Source organism: Streptococcus sp. 596553 (genome assembly GCF_900411395.1).
In the GTDB taxonomy this organism is placed as follows: Bacteria; Bacillota; Bacilli; order Lactobacillales; family Streptococcaceae; genus Streptococcus; species Streptococcus mitis_BA.
This window is the reverse complement of the sequence record NZ_OXCQ01000001.1, coordinates 379,174-400,227: the sequence shown is the minus strand read 5'-3', so window position 1 is coordinate 400,227 and position 21,054 is coordinate 379,174. Positions and strand designations below refer to the sequence as shown.

The 21,054-nt window shown below is 39.2% G+C and carries 18 protein-coding genes, 1 pseudogene and 1 other annotated feature; of the genes and pseudogenes, 3 read left to right on the top strand and 16 right to left on the bottom strand.

Translation table 11 applies throughout. The features are described 5' to 3' along the window. Positions 1-8: 8 nt before the first annotated feature. The 11 genes from glgA to DSY56_RS01955 all read right to left on the bottom strand — a co-directional run bounded on the left by glgA (position 9) and on the right by DSY56_RS01955 (position 16,125). Complete coding sequence (gene glgA, locus DSY56_RS02005; protein WP_101514378.1) at positions 9-1,442, bottom strand: glycogen synthase GlgA; 1,434 nt, start codon at positions 1,440-1,442, stop codon at positions 9-11. Further along, positions 1,439-2,578, bottom strand: a complete 1,140-nt coding sequence (glgD, locus tag DSY56_RS02000) for a glucose-1-phosphate adenylyltransferase subunit GlgD (protein ID WP_112443685.1) — start codon at positions 2,576-2,578, stop codon at positions 1,439-1,441. The genes glgA and glgD overlap by 4 nt, the downstream gene beginning before the upstream one ends. Beyond that, complete coding sequence (locus DSY56_RS01995) at positions 2,568-3,710, bottom strand: glucose-1-phosphate adenylyltransferase (protein ID WP_112443684.1); 1,143 nt, start codon at positions 3,708-3,710, stop codon at positions 2,568-2,570. The genes glgD and DSY56_RS01995 overlap by 11 nt, the downstream gene beginning before the upstream one ends. Further along, positions 3,700-5,628 (bottom strand): 1,4-alpha-glucan branching protein GlgB, encoded by a 1,929-nt coding sequence (gene glgB, locus DSY56_RS01990; RefSeq protein WP_112443683.1) that lies wholly within the window; start codon positions 5,626-5,628, stop codon positions 3,700-3,702. Before glgB ends, DSY56_RS01995 begins: the two co-directional genes overlap by 11 nt. 380 nt (positions 5,629-6,008) lie before the next feature. After that, positions 6,009-8,288 (bottom strand): type I pullulanase, encoded by a 2,280-nt coding sequence (gene pulA, locus DSY56_RS01985; protein ID WP_112443682.1) that lies wholly within the window; start codon positions 8,286-8,288, stop codon positions 6,009-6,011. A 117-nt stretch (positions 8,289-8,405) separates the two neighbouring features. Next, complete coding sequence (gene ligA / locus DSY56_RS01980; protein ID WP_112443681.1) at positions 8,406-10,364, bottom strand: NAD-dependent DNA ligase LigA; 1,959 nt, start codon at positions 10,362-10,364, stop codon at positions 8,406-8,408. Between the two features lie 92 nt (positions 10,365-10,456). Further along, a complete protein-coding gene (locus DSY56_RS01975; protein WP_112443680.1) occupies positions 10,457-11,635 on the bottom strand; it encodes an MFS transporter in 1,179 nt (392 codons plus the stop codon). A gap of 79 nt (positions 11,636-11,714) precedes the next feature. Next, entirely contained in the window at positions 11,715-12,578 is an 864-nt protein-coding gene (locus DSY56_RS01970; protein ID WP_112443679.1) for an Rgg family transcriptional regulator, read from the bottom strand. 2 nt (positions 12,579-12,580) lie between these two features. After that, positions 12,581-14,482 (bottom strand): ABC-F family ATP-binding cassette domain-containing protein, encoded by a 1,902-nt coding sequence (locus DSY56_RS01965; RefSeq protein WP_112443678.1) that lies wholly within the window; start codon positions 14,480-14,482, stop codon positions 12,581-12,583. A 421-nt stretch (positions 14,483-14,903) separates the two neighbouring features. Next, complete coding sequence (locus DSY56_RS01960) at positions 14,904-15,179, bottom strand: HU family DNA-binding protein (protein WP_001284639.1); 276 nt, start codon at positions 15,177-15,179, stop codon at positions 14,904-14,906. Between the two features lie 106 nt (positions 15,180-15,285). Further along, entirely contained in the window at positions 15,286-16,125 is an 840-nt protein-coding gene (locus DSY56_RS01955) for a DegV family protein (protein ID WP_112443677.1), read from the bottom strand. Positions 16,126-16,266: 141 nt separating this feature from the next. Here DSY56_RS01955 and DSY56_RS01950 point away from each other — a divergent pair, with 141 nt between their 5' ends. After that, on the top strand, positions 16,267-17,115 hold the full coding sequence (locus tag DSY56_RS01950) for a YitT family protein (RefSeq protein ID WP_023942678.1): 849 nt from the start codon (positions 16,267-16,269) through the stop codon (positions 17,113-17,115). Positions 17,116-17,204: 89 nt separating this feature from the next. Here the strand turns inward: DSY56_RS01950 and DSY56_RS01945 are convergent, their stop codons facing one another. Further along, the gene (locus DSY56_RS01945) at positions 17,205-18,122 is read right to left on the bottom strand and encodes a bifunctional riboflavin kinase/FAD synthetase (protein WP_112443676.1); all 918 of its coding nucleotides are present in this window, start codon (positions 18,120-18,122) and stop codon (positions 17,205-17,207) included. Positions 18,123-18,429: 307 nt separating this feature from the next. Here DSY56_RS01945 and DSY56_RS12560 point away from each other — a divergent pair, with 307 nt between their 5' ends. Both DSY56_RS12560 and DSY56_RS01935 read left to right on the top strand, forming a co-directional pair. Continuing rightward, complete coding sequence (locus DSY56_RS12560; protein WP_112443675.1) at positions 18,430-18,546, top strand: SPJ_0845 family protein; 117 nt, start codon at positions 18,430-18,432, stop codon at positions 18,544-18,546. A gap of 69 nt (positions 18,547-18,615) precedes the next feature. After that, positions 18,616-18,753 (top strand): annotated as a pseudogene (locus DSY56_RS01935) (TIGR03943 family putative permease subunit); the annotation flags it as partial. Between the two features lie 220 nt (positions 18,754-18,973). On the opposite strand, the gene rpmA reads toward DSY56_RS01935, so the two are convergent. The 4 genes from rpmA to DSY56_RS01915 all read right to left on the bottom strand — a co-directional run bounded on the left by rpmA (position 18,974) and on the right by DSY56_RS01915 (position 20,864). Continuing rightward, positions 18,974-19,267 (bottom strand): 50S ribosomal protein L27, encoded by a 294-nt coding sequence (gene rpmA / locus DSY56_RS01930; RefSeq protein WP_000916509.1) that lies wholly within the window; start codon positions 19,265-19,267, stop codon positions 18,974-18,976. Positions 19,268-19,283: 16 nt separating this feature from the next. Further along, on the bottom strand, positions 19,284-19,628 hold the full coding sequence (locus DSY56_RS01925; RefSeq protein WP_000613699.1) for a ribosomal-processing cysteine protease Prp: 345 nt from the start codon (positions 19,626-19,628) through the stop codon (positions 19,284-19,286). Between the two features lie 15 nt (positions 19,629-19,643). Further along, on the bottom strand, positions 19,644-19,958 hold the full coding sequence (gene rplU, locus DSY56_RS01920) for a 50S ribosomal protein L21 (RefSeq protein ID WP_003007734.1): 315 nt from the start codon (positions 19,956-19,958) through the stop codon (positions 19,644-19,646). A 35-nt stretch (positions 19,959-19,993) separates the two neighbouring features. After that, positions 19,994-20,113, bottom strand: a sequence feature (ribosomal protein L21 leader region). Between the two features lie 58 nt (positions 20,114-20,171). Beyond that, positions 20,172-20,864 carry a YoaK family protein gene (locus DSY56_RS01915; RefSeq protein ID WP_050243040.1) on the bottom strand — a complete coding sequence of 231 codons (693 nt, stop codon included), beginning with the start codon at positions 20,862-20,864 and terminating at the stop codon, positions 20,172-20,174. Positions 20,865-21,054 lie beyond the last annotated feature (190 nt).

Genomic DNA, 21,054 nt, shown 5'->3' with positions numbered 1-21,054 from the left:
TTTATCTATTAATTAACTAAACTATGGTACAAGTCAAGGTATGACTTGCAGGCTGTATCCCATGAGAAATCACACTCCATAGCTTGTTTTTGTAGGTTTCTCCAAACGTCAGGATGGTTTCTATACAAGTCCAAAGCTGTTTGGAAAGTCCAATTTAACCAGTAAGGAGATAGATTGTCAAAGCTAAAGCCAGTACCGCTTCCTTCAATTGGATTGAAAGCGCGAACGGTATCTCGCAATCCACCGACTTCATGGACCAATGGCAAGGTTCCATAACGCATCGCCATCATTTGAGACAAGCCACATGGTTCAAAACGACTTGGCATGAGGAAGAGGTCACAAGCGGCGTAGATTTCTTGAGCTAGTTTGACATCAAAAGTGATATTTGCTGATAGCTTGTCTGGGTAAATCTGAGCAAACCATGAGAAAGCTCCTTCAAATGCTGGATCGCCAGTTCCCAAAAGAACAATCTGAACATCATTTTGCAAGATATGGTGCAGACTTTCAACCACCACATCAAAACCTTTTTGACGTGTCAAACGAGAAACAATTCCCACCAGTGGAACGTCAGCTCTAACGGGCAAGCCAACTCTTTCTTGCAATTTTGCCTTGTTTTGGGCTTTCCCAGACAAATCTTCCTGATTAAAATGATAGTCTAAAAGAGCATCCGTCTGAGGATTATACAGGTCAGCATCAATCCCGTTCACGATACCAGATACTTTACCAGACTCCATTCGAAGAATTTGATCCAAGTTACATCCGAACTGACTGGTCATAATTTCATGAGCATAACTAGGCGAAACGGTTGAAACACGGTCAGCATAAAGAATTCCAGCCTTCATCCAGTTTAAACAGTTGTTCCATCGAAGGGTACCATCAGCATAACGTTCAAAACCGACTCCAAACAAATCCCATAACATTCCTTCTGAAAATTGTCCTTGGAATTCCAAATTATGAATGGTTAAAACAGTTTTAATACCTTGATAGGCTTGAATCCAACGGTATTTTTCCTTTAACAAGAACGGTATCATGGCTGTATGGTAGTCATGAACATGGAGAAGGTCAGGAATAAAGTCAATTCTTTCCATAGCCTCAATGGCAGCCAATTGGAAAAAGGCAAAGCGTTCTCCGTCATCAAAATCACCGTAAACATGACCACGGAAGAAATAATATTGGCTGTCAATAAAGTAGAAGGTTACACCATTTAATACTGTTTTCTTAATCCCACAGTACTGTCTGCGCCAACCAACACTCACCTCAAAATGAAGAACATCTTCAATCTGATTTCCAAATTTAGCCTCTACCATGTCATAGTAGGGTAAAATCACTGCAACTTCATGTCCCGCTTTTACCAGTGATTTAGGAAGAGCGCCAATGACGTCTCCCAGACCACCTGTTTTTGAAAAGGGTGCACCCTCTGCTGCTACAAATAAAATTTTCATGAATGAATATCCTCTGTTACTTTGCTACCTTTCTTAACGACAACTGGATGTTCTGCAGTTCCTCGAATCACAACGCCATCCGCAACTTCAACACCCTTGTCCAAGATAGCATATTCTACCTGAGCACCTTCTCCAATAACAACACGAGGGAATAAGATGCTATCTTTAACCAAGCTATCCTTATGGACATGAATATTACGTGATAGAACAGAATTAGCCACTTGACCTTCAATGATACTACCAGACGCAAACTGAGAAGTGCTTACTTTAGATGTATTAGCATAGTAAGTCGGCTCTTCGTTTTTGACCTTTGTATAAATCTTTTGGTTTGGTGAGAAAAGAGAATAGAATTTTTGCGATTCAAGCATATCTTTATTAGCTTGGTAATAAGACTCTACAGAGTGAATATTTGCCAGATAACCTGTATACTCGTAGGCGAAAGCCCCTTCTTTAGTAGCTAAATCACGTAAAACATAGCGCAACTTCTCTGGATGTTCTTTTTTAGCTTCTTCTTCCAATCGTTCAATCAACCAAGGTGTATCAACGACAAAGATATCTGTAGACATATTGAACGTTTCAGATGTTGACTTGCTATCAAAGAGTTTATGAGAACGAACATGGTCTGTTTCATCTACTTCCAAGATTGCGTTCACTTCTGAAATATCTTTCTTAGGAAGTTTCTTATAAACAACTGTAATAGGCCCCTTCGTTGTGTTATGAAGGTGGAAAACTTGGTTCAAATCAATATTAATCAAAACATCACAGTTGAGTGAAACTGTTTGGTTTGAGCCAGAACGTTTTAAATAGGTGAGCAGCTGCTGGTAGTATTCTTTTCCAACTGTGCTACTTTCTACACGGGTATTGTAAATTCCTAGATAGTAATGGCTAAGAAGGGTTGATAAGCCCCACTCGCGTCCTGAACGAATATGGTCAAAGACTGAGCTGATATTATCCTGCTGGAAAATACCAAAGACACTACGAACACCTGCATTAGCAAGACTAGAAAGCGGGAAGTCAATCAAACGATATTTCCCACCAAATGGCAAACTTGCTACTGGACGGTGGTCCGTCAATGTCGACATATCATGAAAACCAACTGTATTTCCTAAAATGGCAGAATATTTATCAATCTTCATCTGTTGCTACCCCCACTACTTCATCATATCCTACAACTTGTACTTCTTCTGTTCCATCAATTTCGACACCGTCAGAAATAATCGCACCTTCACCAATAATGGCACGTTTAATCTTAGCTCCTTGACCAATGATAGCTCCACTCATGATAACTGAATCAAGGACTTCTGCTCCTTCGCGAACTTGCGCGCCTGTTGAAAGGATAGAATGTTTAACAGTTCCATCAACGAAACATCCGTCTACAACTAATGAGTCTTCCACATCAGCATTTGCACCGAGGAAGTTTGGTGGTGAAATCAAGTTTCTTGAGTAAATCTTCCATTGACGGTTACGGCTATCCAAGGCATTTTCTGGAGAAATGTACTCCATGTTCGCTTCCCAAAGTGACTCAATCGTACCGACGTCTTTCCAATAACCACTAAATTCGTAAGCATAAACACTTTCACCTGACTCAAGGTAATTTGGAATGACATTTTTACCAAAGTCTGACATATCTACATTGCTCTTTTCAGCAGCGACTAACATATTACGAAGGCGTTGCCAATCAAAAATGTAGATTCCCATAGAAGCTTTTGTAGATTTAGGTTGAGCTGGTTTTTCTTCAAATTCAACAATACGATTGTTGGCATCAGTATTCATGATACCAAAACGGCTTGCTTCTTTAAGAGGGACGTCTAAAACTGCTACTGTCAAGCTGGCATTATTATCCTTATGAGACTGGAGCATATCATCATAGTCCATTTTGTAGATGTGATCCCCAGACAAAATCAAGACATACTCAGGATTGACACTGTCGATATAGTCGATATTTTGGTAAATAGCGTGACTAGTCCCCTCAAACCAACGATTTCCTTCACTGGCAGAATAAGGTTGGAGAATAGAAACACCAGAATTAATACCATCTAGTCCCCAGCTTGAACCATTCCCAATATGATTGTTGAGAGCAAGTGGCTGGTACTGTGTAATGACTCCAACATTGTGAATCCCTGAGTTGGCACAGTTTGAAAGGGCAAAGTCAATGATACGGTAGCGCCCACCAAATTGCACAGCTGGTTTTGCGATGCTTTGAGTGAGTTTACCGAGACGAGTTCCTTGCCCACCAGCAAGAATCAAAGCTAACATTTCATTCTTCATTTTCTACTCCTTTTTGGTTTTTACTTGTGACGGTTTTTGCAGATTTCAAGCGACGTTTGATTTTCCAGACACTAGCCCCCATAGCCGGTAGGGTAAAGGTTAAGGTCTGCTCATAATCTTTCCATAGTCCTTCTTGCGTTTGAACAGTTTGATTATGTTCTTTCCAAACGCCTCCCCACTCTTCTAACTCAGTATTCCAGACTTCTTCATAAATCCCTGCAACAGGCAGACCGATTGTAAAATCTTTTCGTTCAACAGGTGCCATATTAAAGACGCAGACTAGCATGTCGCCCTTCTTACCCTTACGGATGAAGGAAAGAACACTCTGGTCTCGATTATCCGCATCAATGATTTCAATACCATCATAGCTGGTATCAATTTCCCACAAACAGCGGTTGTCTTTGTAAAACTGGTTTAGCTGAGAAGTGAAATACTTCATCTTAGCATTCATTGGGTCTTCTAGGTTAGACCATTCCAACTGTTCTTCAGATTTCCATTCTAGGAATTGACCATATTCGCTACCCATGAAGAGCAATTTCTTACCAGGGTGACAAATTTGGTAAGTGTAGAGATTGCGCAAACCTGCAAATTGATTGTAACGATCTCCCCACATCTTATGCATCATACTCTTCTTGCCATGAACCACTTCATCGTGCGAGAATGGTAAGAGATAGTTTTCATTGAAAACATACATAAAGCTGAAAGTCACCAAATTAAAGTCATACTTACGGTAAATTGGGTCTTCTTCGTAGAAACGGAGGATATCATTCATCCAGCCCATATTCCATTTGTAGTCAAATCCTAGACCACCAAGCTCTCTCATTCCCGTAATCTTGGTTGCAGACGAACTTTCTTCTGCAATCATCATCACATCTGGATATTCTAACTTAATAATATCATTCAAGTGTTGAAGGAAATAATAACCTTCATAGTTGAGATTTCCCCCATCTTTGTTAGGTGTCCATGGAGCATCATCATAGTCCAAATAGAGCATGTTGCTAACAGCATCTACACGAATACCATCCAAATGATAGACATCAATCCAATGCTTAATACAAGAAATCAAGAAGGACTGGACTTCATTTTTTCCAAGGTCAAAATTAAGGGCACCCCAACCATAGTTATGAGCCTTATTATGGTCTTGGTACTCAAAAGTCGGTGTCCCGTCATAATAGGCTAAGGCATCATCATTGATGGTAAAATGACCTGGTACCCAGTCCACAATAACCCCAATATTATGGATATGACACTCCTCGACAAAATCTTGAAACTCCTCTGGTCGGCCATAAGCATGCTCTAAAGCGAAGTAACCCATAAGCTGATAACCCCAACTCAAGCCCAAAGGATGGGACATCAAGGGCATAAACTCAATATGAGTATAGTTCATTTCAACGAGATAAGGAATGAGTTCATCCTTGAGCTGGGCAAAACTATAAGGACTGCCATCAGAATTTCTTTTCCATGAGCCAGCGTGAACTTCATAGATATTGACAGGACGTTCAGCAAAGCCCCAACGTTTTCTTCGTGCCAGCCAAAGTCCATCCCTCCATTTCTTCTCAGGAAGCTCTGTTACGATTGCCCCTGTTCCTGGACGAGCCTCATATCTGACAGCAAAAGGGTCAATTTTCATCAGTTGATGACCATTTTGACGTGTGACATGATATTTGTAAATATGCCCTTCTTGAGCCATGTTGGTAAAGACTTCCCAGACCCCAAAGTCATTTCTTACCATTGGAATCTGATTTTCAATCCAGTTGGTAAAATCCCCCACCAAGTGAACAGCCTGAGCATTGGGAGCCCATACACGAAATGTATAACCATACTCTCCATTCACTTGCTCTTTATGTGCTCCTAGATAATGTTGGAGATAAAAATTTTCTCCTGTCATAAAGGTGCGCAAAGCTTCTCTTTTATCCATAATACCTCCCCTTTTCTGTAAGCGTTTTCTATGTTTTTATTATACTACCTTTTTAGAGAAGATTCAAGTAAATTACTATACTTCTTTAAAATTATTTTGAAAATCTTCAACAAATTCACTGATGTGTCCACTTGTAAATCAATATTTTTTCAAAAAAATTGCGAAAACGCCTTTCTTTTTCTACTAAAATACCAAAAAGTTCGTATTTTTTCTACAAATATTATTTTTTATAGCAAAAAATAAAACCAGGAAAACAATTTCCTGATTTTACACGTTTGATGAAAATATTTATCAACTTTTCTATACAAGTGAGTTGTTAGCTAAGTTCTTTCTATTCGTTCACTTCCAATGATGTGTTAGAATAGCGAGATAGATGGTCTTTATAAAACACTCAAGACAGCTAGACTAATATCATCTAACACATTGTCTTCTTTTGAGCGACTGTTGGTTACCAACATAGCTAAATTTCCTGCATTTTCAAATTGATAGGGTTCTGATTTAGCATTCACAACCACCAAGAGGTGTTCTTTGCCATGAACTTCATAGATAAGGCAGCCGCTATGTTCAATCGCAGAATGCACAAAGACATGATGGTAAATTTCATCATAGCTAGAGTAAGAAAAGGCACCAGTTTTTGTCTTCAATCGGATGACTTGACGAATAAATTCAATACTGTCTTGACGCTCATTGATCAAATCCCAGTTGACTTGGTTCACACTGTCAGGAGCATTATAGCTATTCATCGCACGCTCTCTATCATCATGTGTCAACTCACCATTCTCACCAGTCGCAACCAGTTTGGTACGACCAAATTCTTGACCGATTTCCATAAAGGCCATCCCCTGCATGAGTAGGTTCATAGCTGTGGCTGTCTCAACCTTGCGCATGATTTGTTCTGAACTTTGGTCTGGATGAAGGGTTGCCAATAAATCGTGAAGATTGTAATTGTCATGGGCTTCCACATAGTTAAGCACCTGATTTGGATATGTATAGGTTCCTAATTCACGACTTCCTAGGATTGCTTTAGCTAGAATTGGCTCTGTCGCAGCACCACTGACAAAACCTGATTTGATAGCACCGTAAACTTCTCCACCTTTGACAGCATCACGCTGATTGTCATTAAAGAAACCAATATTTGGCATTTCGTAGGCGTTGTCTTTCTTAGCCTTATCATAAGGGGCAAGACCTGTTCCCATATCCCATCCTTCTCCATAAAGGATAATGTTAGGGTCGATTTCATCCAAGCTCTGACGAATCATCTGCATGGTCTTGACATCATGAATCCCCATCAAGTCAAAGCGGAAGCCGTCAATATTGTATTCTTGCACCCAGTATAGAAGGGAATCAATCATATACTTGCGAAACATTTCGTGTTCACTGGCTGTTTCATTTCCAACACCCGTTCCATTCTGGAAGGTACCGTCTGGATTCATACGATAATAGTAATCAGGGACTGTTGTTTGGAAAGGTGCATCAACTACTGAGAAGGTATGATTATAGACCACATCCATAATGACACCAATGCCCGCATCGTGATAAGCTTGAACCATGGTCTTTAAGTCGCGAATGACCTGAGCTGGATCCTCTGGATTAGTTGAAAAACTAGTTTCTGGTGCGTTATAGTTTTGTGGATCATAACCCCAGTTGTAGGTTACATTCCCGTCCTCATCGTATTCTTTGTGACGGTCTGCAATTGGTTGCAACTGAACATAATTGTAGCCCAACTTCTTGATGTGATCAAAAGCAGTTGACTGACCGTACTGGTTAACCGTTCCAGTCTGAGCAGCACCCAAGAACGTTCCTCGAAGATGTTCATCCACACCTGAGGTCGGTGATTGGGTCAAATCACGAATATGCATTTCACAAATAACTGCCTTACATGGATTTTCCAAACGCCAAGTAGCCTCAGAGCCGTGCTTGACCTCAAAGTTTTCAACTTGCTTTTCTGCATGGCTCAGAATAGCAGAACGTTTGCCATCAGGACTGGTCGCGATAGTATAGGGATCACGTGTCAGTGTTTGGTGATGAGGGAATTGGACTTGATACTGATAAGCCTTACCAGTCAAATCTTCCTCAACATCCAAACTCCAGACACCAATAGTATTGTCCTTATGGTTATAAGAGTAGCGATTGCCTCTTTCCATATCAAAAGTTTTCCAAACAGAGGCATCATTAGCAGCTGATTCATAAACCACAACCTGCACTGCTGTCGCTGTTGGTGACCAAAGGGAAAAATGAGCCTGATTGTCCTCTACACGGCAACCCAATTCCCCTTGGTAACCCCAATGATGGTCAAAACTAGCACTGTTAATGGCCTTATCAAAGGCAAAAGGATTTTGATTTTTATAGAAAGGACTGGCAATAGCAGGATTTTCAGAGTAATAAATCCGATCATCGCCTTCCAAAATCCAGACCTCTGTTAAGAGGGGATAGTGATTAAAACGGATAGTATATTCTTTACTAGTTTGACCTGTATGAACCACAAAATTCAAGCTTTCTAAGGGATGAGCACTTGGGTGTTCAAAGCTAAATAAGGCTCCAAAATAATCTTCTTTGTAGGTTAGCAAATCAATTCGTTGATCCTTACTCTTTACAAAAGAGCAAGTGTCGTATTCACCATTCTTGCGATGGTAATGAATGCGCATAGGGTAGGTATACATTTTTATTTTTCCTTTTTACTTTTTAATTTGTTTCTGTTTCACTAATAAATTTTTGACTAATTTTGTCTCGATTAACAAACATTGTCATTCTATCTAAACTCTGTTTTTAAAAGATCATTACAAACTTTCGAGCCAAGCTTCATCTCGAACTTCGATACCAAGTTCTTGTGCCTTTTGAAGTTTACTTCCAGCATCTGCTCCTGCCACGACGAGGTCGGTCTTTTTAGACACACTGCCTGTTACCTTGGCACCCAGACTTTCTAGTTTGCTTTTAGCTTCTGAGCGCTTGAGACGTTCCAATTTTCCTGTCAATACCACGGTCAAACCTGACAAGGCTGCATCCGCTACTACCGTCTGACCTTTATAGTCCAGATTGACCCCAGCTTCTTTCAATTCTCTGAGGAGAATTTCAGAGCCTTCTGTCGCAAAATATGTCTGAAGACTCTTGGCGATCACGCCACCCAGACTTTCAATACTAGCCACTTCATCTGGATCTGCCTGAGCCAGATTTTCAATCGAGTGGAAATGTTGGAGTAAGAGCTGACTAGCCTTGTTTCCGACATGGCGAATTCCCAAACCAAACAAGAGTTTTTCAGCAGAATTTTCCTTAGATTCTTGAATGGCCTGATACAGTTTAGAAGCAGACTTTTCCTTAACCCCCTCTAAAAGTAGGAAATCCTCTTCTTGCAAACGGTAAATATCCGCCACATCCTTGACTAAATTGGCAGCAAAAAGCTTCTCAACAATAGATGGACCAAGGCCTGTAATATTCATGGCATCTCGAGAAGCAAAGTGGATCAAACCTTCCATGATTTGAGCAGGGCAACGCGGATTGATACAACGCAGGGCCACTTCATCTTCAAAATGCAACAAATCCGAGTCACAACTTGGGCAGTTTGTAGGGATATCTAGTTTTTCTTCAGAAACCCGTTTGGACTCTACCACTCGTAAAACAGCAGGGATGATGTCACCAGCCTTATAGACGATAACCGTGTCGTCTTTGCGGATATCTTTTTCAGCAATATAATCCACATTGTGCAGGGTCGCACGGCTAACAGTTGTTCCAGCTAGCTGTACTGGTGTTAGATTTGCAGTTGGGGTTACAACACCCGTACGGCCAACTGTCCAATCAACTGACAAGAGTTGAGCTTCTTTTTCCTCAGCAGGGAACTTGTAAGCCACTGCCCACTTTGGAGCCTTAACGGTAAAACCAAGTTCTTCTTGGCTTGCTAAGTCATTGACCTTGATTACAACTCCATCAATATCATAAGGCAGATTTTCCCGTTCCTCTCCTACTTCTTGGATAAAATTCCAAATCTCATCCATGCTTTCAGCCAGAATTCGTTTAGAATTGACTACAAAACCAAGTTGTTCTAGGTGCTTCAAAACCTTTTCTTGGCTGTCACGAGTTGACGGGCTGGCTTCTTGATAGAGAAACGTTGCAAGATTGCGCTTGGCAACTACTGCTGTATCCAGCTGACGTAGTGTGCCTGCCGCCGCATTACGGGGATTGGCAAATTCAGGCTCTCCATTTTCTTGGCGAGCTTGATTAACCTGGTCAAAAGAAGCGCGTGGCATATAACATTCCCCACGAACTGTGATATCTAGTTCTTCTGGCAAAGTTAAAGGAATGTCTTTAACACGCTTAAGATTTTCTGTGATGTTCTCCCCAACAGAACCGTCTCCACGTGTTGCACCTGCAACTAAAATCCCCTTTTCATACGTCAGCGAGATAGATAAGCCATCGATTTTCAGCTCACAAATATAGGTTGGATGAGCCACTTCCTTACGAACACGCGCATCAAAAGCTTCAAGCTCCTCACGTGAAAAAGCATCCTGCAAACTATAAAGAGGATACTGATGACTGTATTTTTCAAAACCATCTAAAACCTTACCACCAACACGATGGGTCGGACTGTCTGCTAATACTTGATCTGGATAGGCAGTTTCTAACTCAACCAACTCTCGGTAAAGACGGTCATACTCACTGTCTGAAACCGATGGATTATCGCTGGTATAGTACTCAGTCGCATAGCGATTGAGCAAGGCGACTAACTCATTCATTCTTTTATTCATAAGACCATTTTACCATAAACTAAGCCCTCCTCACAAACGAGAAGGGCGGAAAAAATACTTAGTTTGAAATTATTTTTGAAACTCAAGCAGCCTTATATCAATTTTTCAAAATGAGTTCGAACATAAATAAACGATATACAAGACAAGATGATAACACCACTTCCAATTATCAGGAAAGAAGAGAGATGTACACTTGGCAAGAATGTCATAAATCCTTTTGCAATAGGCATAAATAGAATAGCTAAGGTAAAAATTGTACTCAGTACTCTCCCAAGAAATTCGCTCTCAACCTTGGTTTGTACTTGAGTAAAAAAGTGAATATTAAAAATCGTCATAAACAATTCACAAACTAAATTTCCAGAAAAGGAAAGAAAAGTTGGCAGTGGTAATCCCATCATAAAAACTCCGACACCTGTCAAAGCCAGTAAAATCAAAAGATTATAAACATTAGCTTTAATTTTACTAGCTAGAAGAGCCCCAATGATGGAACCAATAGCCCCCATAGTTAAAATACTTGCATAGACTCCTTCTGACCCGTAAAGCTGATTCGAAAAGGGGAGGAGAAATTCAAAAGCTGCAAAAAAGAAATTAACGCTGGAAGCTACCAGCAAAAGGAAGAAAATTTCTTGCTGATGCCAGATATAGTGTAACCCATTCTTGATATCTACAAACATATCTCTCCCAGTAAAAGCCTTTTTCTCTTGAACTCCTGCTTCCTCTTTTGGAAGGAGAGCCACTAGAATAAAAGCAATGAAAAAAGTCAGCGAGTCTAGCAGTAGCGTCATATGGAGACTTGCAAACTGTAAAACAAGGAAGGAAAGAACAGGAGAGCTAACACCTACAACCTGCAAAATCAGCTCTAGGCGAGAATTATAGATCACAATCTCATCTTTCTCCACCACTTCAGTTATGATAGCTTTATTGGCTGTACGAGAAAAGGCAAAGGCAATCGACTGCACAATATTAGCAAAAATCAAAGCGCCAATCATCCAGCTGTCATTCCTTATGAAAGAAATAGCCAGACAAAGAATCCCACAAACAAGGTCTGTCACCATTAAAATCTTACGACGAGAAAAACGGTCTGAAATCACTCCGCCAAAGGGATTGATCAGAATAGATGTGACGAGTTCAGAAATCTGATACATTCCTAAAACTGTCTGTCCGATAGTCCCCATGGAAGCCAACCAGACACTATTTCCATAATCATAGAGCATATTCCCTATCTTGTTAACAGCTCCGCGACTAATCAACTGTACGGCATAGCGATTCATATAAAAACTCCTCTCAAATTTTGAAACTATTGTATCAAAACTGAAAGGAGCTTTTTTCTTTTTCCCTTATTTGGGAAAATTAATTTTTGATAAATTTTTCGTAGTGTTCCTGATAGTAGGCTACTTGCTCTGGAAGACCTAGCACGTCAAAAATATGCATGGCCTCTTGCATTTGGCTACAACCTTCTTTACACTTTCCTTTTTGATATAAGGCAAAACCTTTTAAATAATGGAAAACATTACGCTCATAAAGCTTAATACCTTTACCAATAATCTTCTCTGTATAAGTCTCAAAATAGCTTGCATTGTCAAAAGAAAGATGCTCTAAACAATGCTGGTAACAATTGAGGGCCAAAATCAACACTAATCTCTTATGGCGACCAATCTCTTGGTAAAATTCCTCCCTCTCCATAACTTCTCTACCAATCCGAGTGACATAGTCCACATCGTAGAAACTATAGAGGTTCCCGAAAAGAATCAATTCATACATGGTCCATTCTTCTGTTTTGAAGAGATAATCTGCTACCTTATCCAAATCATCCTGCTTCATCTCATAAGTCGAATCTCTTTGACAAATCAAACCTTGTAGCAAAATCCAGTTCAACTCAAAATAAAGGGGAGTCGTCGAACTCTTAGCCTTTTCAAGTTGTTCCCTTTGAAGCTTTTGAAAACCTGCAATATCATTTGAATAGTAAAGGGGGATAATCTGTGCCATCATAGACACATGTTCATGATTATGGAAATCCCTTGCCTTATCCATGAAATTTTCGATTGTAACATGAATGTTATCCAAAATCTCAAAGAAACGTGAAACTGCTAGGTCAGACTCCCCAAGCTCAAAGCGAGATAACTGAGAGGTAGAGCAGGACTCGCCTGCCGCCTCCTTTAAAGAATAATTTCCACTTGTCCGAAATTCACGAAATACTTTTCCAAGATGTTCCATCTTTACACCTGTTCTGATAATTCTTCCCACTCAAGCATGGCTTCTTCCTGACGATGACTGATTTTGTCCAGCTCAGCCTGCAATTCCATCAGTTTGTCGGCATCGTTTGTTTCCAACATTTGTTCAGAAATGGCTTGGCTTTGACTTTCTAACTCTTCAATTTCAGCTTCTAGACTTTCGATTTGTCGCATGAGTTTGCGAACTTCTTTTTGACTTTCTTTCTGGGCCTGATAGTCATTAACTGGACTTGCTTCTTTTGCTTGATTGCTAGTTGAAGCTTCCTCAGTCTGGCTCATTTCTACTTCTACTTTCTTCTCAACATAGTAGTCATAATCTCCCAAGTAAAGAGTTGAACCATTCTCAGACAATTCCAGTACATGAGTTGCCACACGATTGATAAAGTAACGGTCGTGGCTGACAAAGAGAAGAGTTCCATCAAAGTCAATCAAGGCATTTTCTAGAACTTCCTTGCTATCAATATCCAAGTGGTTGGTTGGCTCGTCCAGAATCAAGAAGTTGTTGTTTTCCATAGACAATTTAGCCAAAAGCAAACGAGCTTTCTCTCCACCTGACAGCATGCCAACCGATTTTTTAACATCATCTCCTGAGAAAAGGAAGGCACCTAGACGGTTACGGATTTCAACTTCTGGTGTTAACTTAAAATCATTCCAGAGTTCATCAAGTACCGTATTACTTGGTGTCAGCTTGCTTTGCGTCTGGTCATAGTAACCAACCTCAACATTAGCGCCAAAGCGCTTTTCACCCTTGATAAAAGGAATTTGATCCACTATAGACTTGATAAAGGTTGACTTGCCGATTCCATTTGGACCAACGATGGCAACAGCATTCATCTTACGAAGGGCTAGGCTTATAGGCTCTGACAACACTTCCCCATCATAACCAATAGCCGCATTTTCAACAGTCAAGACAATATTGCCCGACGTTTTCTCAGACTGGAAGGTCATATTGGCTGCTTTCTTGCCAGATTCGGGCTTGTCCAAACGCTCCATTTTTTCCAGTTGTTTACGACGAGATTGGGCACGTTTGGTCGTTGAAGCTCGGACTAGATTGCGATTGACAAAGTCTTCCAGAGCTGCGATTTCCTTCTGTTGCTTTTCATAGTTTTTTGCCTCAGTAGCTAGCTTTTGCTCCTTCAGCTCAACAAAACGAGAGTAATTGCCCACATAGCGATCCAAGGAATGTTTAGTCAAATCCAGCGTAATTGTCGCAACCTTATCCAAGAAATAACGGTCGTGGCTGACAATAATAAGGGCACCGCTATAATTTACCAAGTAATTCTCTAGCCAGGCTATGGTTTCGATATCCAAGTGGTTGGTCGGCTCGTCCAAGACCAAGAGATTGGGCTTTTCAAGAAGCATTTTGGCCAGCGCCAGACGGGTATTTTGACCACCAGAAAGCTCAGCAATTTTCATCTGCCACATAGACTCATCAAACTTGAAGCCATTCAAAATCGCTCGAATATCAGCTTCATAAGTAAAGCCACCTGCTTGACGAAAATTCTCAGATAAGCGGTCATAATCTGACATCAGTTTATCCAAATCATCACCAGACTTTTCACCCATCTCTAGCTCCATCTGGCGAAGTTGTTTCTCCGTCCGACGTAAGTCATCAAAGACATGGAGCATTTCATCGTAGATAGTATTTTCAGACTCAAAACGGCTATCTTGGGCTAGGTAAGATAGAGAAATATCTTTTTTCTTATTGATTTCTCCGCTAGTTGGCTCCTCTTCTCCAACTAAAATCTTCAAAAGAGTAGACTTACCTGCACCATTTTTCCCAACAAGGGCAATCCTATCACGTTCATCAACCTGCAGGTTGATATTATCAAAAAGAACTTCTCCTGCAAAAGAACGTTCAATTTTATTAGCTTGTAAAATAATCATACAAGTAGTATAGCATGTTTCCCTAAGGCATTCAAGATAATCGTAAGTCTTTTAGTACAATTTTTGTAACATAAAATAAATTATGTATATTTCATGTTATATTCCTTCGCTATCTTGTTGGATTTTCTAACCAGCTAATCTTGCTTCAAATAGTTATCGCACAATTCTATTATTTAATTCTTTTCATTATATACATACGTATAGCGGATTGAAATAAGATGAGAACAAATCGATTGAGGAAGTAAAATTAATTTCTATAAATGTTTTAGAAATTGTTTCGTACTATTTTAGATTCAACTACTATATATACAATATTTTCGGAGCATTCAACTTTTTAATTCTATTTATTACTAGATTTCATAATTAAAAAGCCTACTGACCAAGCTAGAAAGCTTGATACAATAGGCTTTTTAAAGACTGATTATTTAACAGCGTCTTTAAGAGCTTTACCAGCTTTGAATGCTGGAACTTTAGAAGCTGCAATTGTCATTTCTTTACCAGTTTGTGGGTTGCGACCTTTACGTTCTGCACGCTCACGAACTTCAAAGTTACCAAAACCGATCAATTGAACTTTTTCACCAGCTGCAAGATAGTCAGCTACCGCTGCAAATACAGCTTCAACTGCTGCTGCTGAGTCTTTCTTAGTCAATTCTGTAGCTTCTGCTACTTTAGCGATCAAATCTTGTTTGTTTGCCATGTTAACGATTCCTCCAAATAATTTCTAATTAACAAATATAATCATATCCTAAAATCCCTTTTAGGTCAAGTTAAAAACGCTATTTCTTCCCATTTTATTTATTTTTTTAGGAGTGGTAACGTACCAAAATAGCCCAAGCGCTCTCACCCGTGTGAGTTTGAATAATGGAACCCGTTTCCAAAACAGAAATTGGCTTTTCAACATAAGCTTGTAAGCTTTCTTTCATCTCTTTTGCCCAATCATCACTACCAGAATATGAAATTCCAATCTCTGCTACAGAACGTTCAGAAAGCGATGTTATCAACTCATCTAACCATTTTTTAAAGGTTTTAGCACCACGACCTTTAACCATTGGCTGCAATTCATGATCCTTCATCTGCATGACAACACGGATATTGAGAAGTGAGCTCAACAATCCAGTTACACGGCCAATTCGTCCACCTTTGACAAGATTTTCCAAAGTTGAAACGCCAATATAGAGTTCTGTGTGGTTTTTAACCTCTTCTACATGAGATAAGATTTCCTCCAACTCTTTGCCTTCTTGCGCTAATTTTGCAGCCTCAACAACTTGGAATTTCAAAGCTTGGTCAGTGAAGGAACTGTCAATAACTGTTACGTCGGCAGTAGATAGGCTAGCACCTTGACGCGCTGCTTCTACAGTCCCCGAAAGAGCATGGGACATATGAATAGCAAGAATCTGGCTGCCATCCTTGCACAAGTCTTCAAAAACTTCAGCAAAGATACCTACAGGCGGCTGGCTTGTTTTCGGAAGATTCTTAGCTTCTTGCATCAAGTGAAGAAATTTACCTTCTTCTTTCAAATCAGCATCAGAATAAACAACATTATCAATCATTACAGATAATGGAACAATTGTAATATCTAATTGTTTTACGAGTTCTGGTTCAATAGTAACAGATGAATCGGTTACAATCTTAATTTTTGTCATAGTATCAATCTTTCTATTTTAGGATTCAGATTGGTTTTCTTACTTTTAATTATATCAAAAAAAGATTAAAAATCCTAATGGAGTCACTCAAATTTTCCGTAAAAATTTGATATAATCAACTTATAAGAAAAGAGGTGTCCTATGATTAAAAAAATTTACCCCATTTTTACCATTTTACTAGGTGCTGCTATTTATGCTTTTGGCCTGACTTATTTTGTAGTTCCTCATCATCTCTTTGAAGGAGGTGCGACAGGTATTACCCTTATCACCTTTTATCTTTTTAAAATCCCTGTTTCGCTCATGAACTTACTGATTAACATTCCCCTTTTCATACTAGCTTGGAAAATATTTGGAGCAAAATCTCTCTATTCTAGTTTACTTGGAACCTTAGCCTTATCCGCCTGGTTGGCCTTTTTTGAACGTATTCCCCTTCATATTGATCTTCAAGGTGATTTACTAATCACAGCTCTTATAGCGGGAATTCTATTGGGAATCGGTCTTGGAATTATCTTTAATGCTGGAGGTACAACTGGCGGAACTGATATTCTAGCTCGTATTCTCAATAAATACACTCATATATCTATGGGGAAACTGCTCTTTATCTTAGATTTTTGTATTCTCATGCTCATTCTCCTAATCTTCAAGGACTTGAGATTGGTTTCCTACACGCTCTTATTTGATTTTATCGTTTCGCGTGTCATTGATTTGATTGGAGAAGGTGGCTATGCTGGTAAAGGTTTTATGATTATCACAAAACGTCCTGACCAACTTGCTAAGGCGATTAATGATGACCTAGGAAGAGGCGTTACTTTTATTTCTGGTCAAGGCTACTATAGTCAAAAAGATTTGAAAATTATCTACTGTATTGTCGGTAGAAATGAGATTGTGAAAATGAAGGAAATGATTCATCGAATCGATCCTCAAGCCTTTATAACCATTACAGAAGCCCATGAAATCCTAGGAGAAGGCTTCACCTTTGAAAAAGAATAAAAAGAGGTAGTGTCGTGACCTCAAAAGTTAGACTTATTCATCTATCTTTTGGGTTACAAACAACCTCTTTTTAATTACCCAAACTACTCTTAAGACCAATTCCGAGCTAGTTCTTCATCAGCCTTTAACTGATCCACTAATTGGTCAACTGAGTCAAATTTGGTCATATCTCGAATGCGATCAAGCCAATAAACCATGACGGTTTCCCCATAAATATCTTGATTAAAATCAAAAATATTGACTTCAAAACGTGCTTCTTCTCCATCAAAAGTCACATTTTTTCCAACACTAGCCATAGCACGATACTTCTGTCTTTGGATCTCAACATCAACGACATAAACGCCATCTGCTGGCATATAAGTACGGTCTAAAAGCACTAAATTCGCTGTCGGATAACCAATCGTACGACCACGAGCATTGCCATGAACCACCATACCTCTTGATGGAAGCGGTGCCCCCAAAAGTTCTCCTGCTTCTTTCACATTTCCATCTAAAATAGCTTGACGGATACGAGTTGAACTAATCTTTCCTTTCTCATCTTCTACAGGTGGGACAATAATGACTTCTCCATCAAAGTAATCCTTTAAATCTTCTGCTGTTTTTTTGTCAGAACCAAATGTATAATCAAAACCTGCAACAATAATTTTGGCATTCATAGCCTTGATATAAGTTGCAAAAAATTCTTCTGCCGTGAGACTAGCGAATTGACTACTAAAATCAAGGAGATATAATTCTTCTACACCTTCGCGCTTTAATTTTCTTTCACGTTCAGCAGGGTTCAAAATATGCAAAAATAAATCCGGATGATAAGGCTCTAAAGCGATCTTTGGAGATTCATTAAAGGTCATAACGACGATAGGTAATAAATCCTTTCTCGCAGCCTTATTGGCAACACGAAATAATTCTTGATGCCCCTTGTGTATACCATCAAAATAGCCGAGAACAACGACTGAATCAGATGGTGTGCCAATATCTTTTTGGTTTTTTATAGGAATAGTAATAATCATAAACTAATTATATCATAGCGATAGCTATTTCTGGATCAGAAAATCTGAAATGTCGTTTTTTTCACCTGAAGTGTAGCTGTTTTCAAAAAGTACTTCACTCTATTGTTGCTCAACTATGAACTTTGCAATATTCTTCTCAAAAACTTGTAGGACATCTTCAAAAGTTTGAAAGGAGTGATTAGACTTGTTCAATAACCATAAAATGTCATACTATCCTTATGTATGAAAAAGCAATGAAACTAACTCCTGAGAACTTTAAATTACTAATTGGTGTCGAAAAGGTAGAATTTAGAATCGAGGTACACCTATGGCTGCAAAATTTACAAAACTAGACAACTTGAACAAGATGTTTGAAGAGTTTCCTAAACTCCCTGATTTGAAGCAAGTCACTTTCCCTGATGACAAAGAAAAAAAGCCAAAGTAGAAAAGAAAAACTAGATAACTGCTTTTCAACAACTCCCATCCAGTGTGATTCAGATTGGAGCTATTTTTCTTTCCATCTGTTAGCTTGGATTCTCAGACAGTTTCAGCTAAAGAATATCATTTTCCCTTATCAGAAGGAACGAATCAAGCCATTCAGACAAGTGAAGGGACGACAAGCCAGTATTTGAAACCAGATACCAGTTCTTATAGTCAATTGAAATAAAATCTGAAGAAATCGAGTAGGAAACTCAAATCAATTTTTAACAGTGTTCTATTCCAGATTCAATCCACTATACATATTAAAAAGTATGGGTACCAAAACAAAAAAATAGGCTCTCCGAAAACTCGGAAAGCCTGTTTTTATGCTATTTCTAGCTTCCTCGCCTTTACAATTCAAGGCTCGGGATAAAAAGGTTCACTGAACCTTTTTATTTAGCGATTGGGTAAACAGAAACTTGTTTTTTATCGCGTCCTTTACGTTCAAAGCGTACTACGCCTTCAACTTTAGCGAACAAAGTATCGTCTCCGCCACGACCAACGTTTACACCTGGATAGATGTGTGTACCACGTTGACGGTAAAGGATTGATCCACCTGTTACAGTTTGTCCGTCAGCTGCTTTAGCTCCAAGACGTTTAGCTTGTGAATCACGTCCGTTTGATGTAGAACCTCCACCTTTTTTGTGGGCGAAAAGTTGCAAGTTGTTAAGAGTCATTTTTAACATAATGTTTTCCTCCGTGTTAGTTTTCTGTGATAACTCTGGTTTGGACGAACTCAGAAGAGTTCTCCGATAAGTTTGCCATACCTAAGAAAAATGATTCAAAGAATAACTGAGTCATTTCTCTCTGGTGTGAAGGAAGATCTTTTGGAATTTCAACCATCAGATAGCCACCTTCATCTTCGTTTAATTCTAGGATTGGTTCATAGCCTGCAAATTTCTCAATAGAATTGATAAAGTTAATGGCAAGCGTAGAAACCGATGCACACACGACATCTAAGCCGTATTCGCCACTCTCGGCGTGTCCAGTAATTTCCGCACTCCTCAGCTCGCCATCTTCGGCTCTCTCAAAGACTGCTTGTATCATGTGTTCTCCTTAAAATTAAGCGTTGATTGCGTTGATGACAACTTTAGTATATGGTTGACGGTGACCTTGTTTACGGTGGCTACCTTTTTTAGGTTTGTACTTGTAAGTAACAACTTTCTTTTGTTTTCCTTGTTTTTCAACAGTTCCAACTACAGTAGCTCCAGAAACAAGTGGAGTTCCGACAACAGTGTTTTCACCACCAACAAGAACAACTTCGTTAAAAGTAACTTCTTGACCAGCTTCAACGTTCAATTTTTCAACGTAAACTGCTTGACCAACTTCAACTTTAACTTGTTTTCCGCCAGTTTTGATAATTGCGTATGTGCTCATTATGCACCTCCTATGATTTTTATGGGTTTCCCCGATTTTTTGTGAAGACTCGCCTAGCATCGTGGGACGAACCACTTAAAAGAAGAGCTCTATATATAACAAAGTTTAAATTTGTTATACAACGAGCAACGATGTTCGTGCGGTTGCACAGGAACGTGCATAGTCAACTCTCTAAGTATATCATATCTCCTATTTTCTTACAAGTAATAACACCTAAAATGAAGCTTTTTCTTTTACTTTTTTCCGCCACGAGGCAAAAAGCATGCTAAGGTAAAAAATACTCATCATAATAGGAACACCAAGAATAGTCTTTTCATGATAGAAAATCGTCAAATAGGCTGAAAAGACAACACCAAGGACAAAACTACTAAGCAGGCTAACAAATATGAACCCTTCACGCAAAAAAGGAGTGTGCTTGGTCCGGAAATAATCTCCAAAAGCCAACATGGTCCGTTTGATATTCCCTGTCATAAAGGCATTATTGTAAGCAATACCCGATACTTCTCCAAAAGCAGTTGTCACCAAGCCCATACAGAAGGCCAAGGGCGGCACTAGATAGATATTATCCACAGTCTGAGGCACAAAACCAATAACTATTGATAAGATTGCCAAAGGAATCAGTGACAGAATTGGCTTTTTCACAATTCTCAATTTTTCCTTATAAATGGTTAGTAAAAAAACTCCCAGCATAAACGCTATTAAGGTTAAAAGCTTATCCCTAACATCCGAAACATTATTTTGTATTAGCTCTACCGAAAGAAAGACAACATTTCCTGTTTGTCCAGCTACAAGGGTATTCCCGCGAACAATAAAAGTGTAAGCATCTACATATCCAGCACAAAACGTCAAAAAAAGTGCTAACCTTTTAGACTGACGTGATATTTTTCTTATAGGTAATAACCTCATTTTCCCTCCCATTGTATTTTCTCTTAGAATATTGTACCATTTTCTTTCTAAAAAATCGTAGGCTACCATTTAGATTTTACTATTAGCATAATAATAGATAACTATTTATCCAAAAATAGATAGAGATAACATGTTTGTAAACAAAGCATACGAACCTTTAGTAAAATCATTTCCATGAAACTAGAATAGA

Excerpts from the sequence above, each read along its gene's own strand:
- DSY56_RS01965 (WP_112443678.1), bottom strand. The coding sequence starts at position 14,482 with ATGATTATTTTACAAGCTAATAAAATTGAACGTTCTTTTGCAGGAGAA.
- ligA (WP_112443681.1), bottom strand. The coding sequence starts at position 10,364 with ATGAATAAAAGAATGAATGAGTTAGTCGCCTTGCTCAATCGCTATGCG.
- DSY56_RS01945 (WP_112443676.1), bottom strand. The coding sequence starts at position 18,122 with ATGATTATTACTATTCCTATAAAAAACCAAAAAGATATTGGCACACCA.
- glgB (WP_112443683.1), bottom strand. The coding sequence starts at position 5,628 with ATGGATAAAAGAGAAGCTTTGCGCACCTTTATGACAGGAGAAAATTTT.
- DSY56_RS01960 (WP_001284639.1), bottom strand. The coding sequence starts at position 15,179 with ATGGCAAACAAACAAGATTTGATCGCTAAAGTAGCAGAAGCTACAGAA.
- glgD (WP_112443685.1), bottom strand. The coding sequence starts at position 2,578 with ATGAAGATTGATAAATATTCTGCCATTTTAGGAAATACAGTTGGTTTT.
- DSY56_RS01970 (WP_112443679.1), bottom strand. The coding sequence starts at position 12,578 with ATGGAACATCTTGGAAAAGTATTTCGTGAATTTCGGACAAGTGGAAAT.
- DSY56_RS01950 (WP_023942678.1), top strand. The coding sequence starts at position 16,267 with ATGATTAAAAAAATTTACCCCATTTTTACCATTTTACTAGGTGCTGCT.
- DSY56_RS12560 (WP_112443675.1), top strand. The coding sequence starts at position 18,430 with ATGGCTGCAAAATTTACAAAACTAGACAACTTGAACAAGATGTTTGAA.
- rpmA (WP_000916509.1), bottom strand. The coding sequence starts at position 19,267 with ATGTTAAAAATGACTCTTAACAACTTGCAACTTTTCGCCCACAAAAAA.
- DSY56_RS01975 (WP_112443680.1), bottom strand. The coding sequence starts at position 11,635 with ATGAATCGCTATGCCGTACAGTTGATTAGTCGCGGAGCTGTTAACAAG.
- DSY56_RS01915 (WP_050243040.1), bottom strand. The coding sequence starts at position 20,864 with ATGAGGTTATTACCTATAAGAAAAATATCACGTCAGTCTAAAAGGTTA.
- glgA (WP_101514378.1), bottom strand. The coding sequence starts at position 1,442 with ATGAAAATTTTATTTGTAGCAGCAGAGGGTGCACCCTTTTCAAAAACA.
- DSY56_RS01995 (WP_112443684.1), bottom strand. The coding sequence starts at position 3,710 with ATGAAGAATGAAATGTTAGCTTTGATTCTTGCTGGTGGGCAAGGAACT.
- rplU (WP_003007734.1), bottom strand. The coding sequence starts at position 19,958 with ATGAGCACATACGCAATTATCAAAACTGGCGGAAAACAAGTTAAAGTT.
- DSY56_RS01925 (WP_000613699.1), bottom strand. The coding sequence starts at position 19,628 with ATGATACAAGCAGTCTTTGAGAGAGCCGAAGATGGCGAGCTGAGGAGT.
- pulA (WP_112443682.1), bottom strand. The coding sequence starts at position 8,288 with ATGTATACCTACCCTATGCGCATTCATTACCATCGCAAGAATGGTGAA.
- DSY56_RS01955 (WP_112443677.1), bottom strand. The coding sequence starts at position 16,125 with ATGACAAAAATTAAGATTGTAACCGATTCATCTGTTACTATTGAACCA.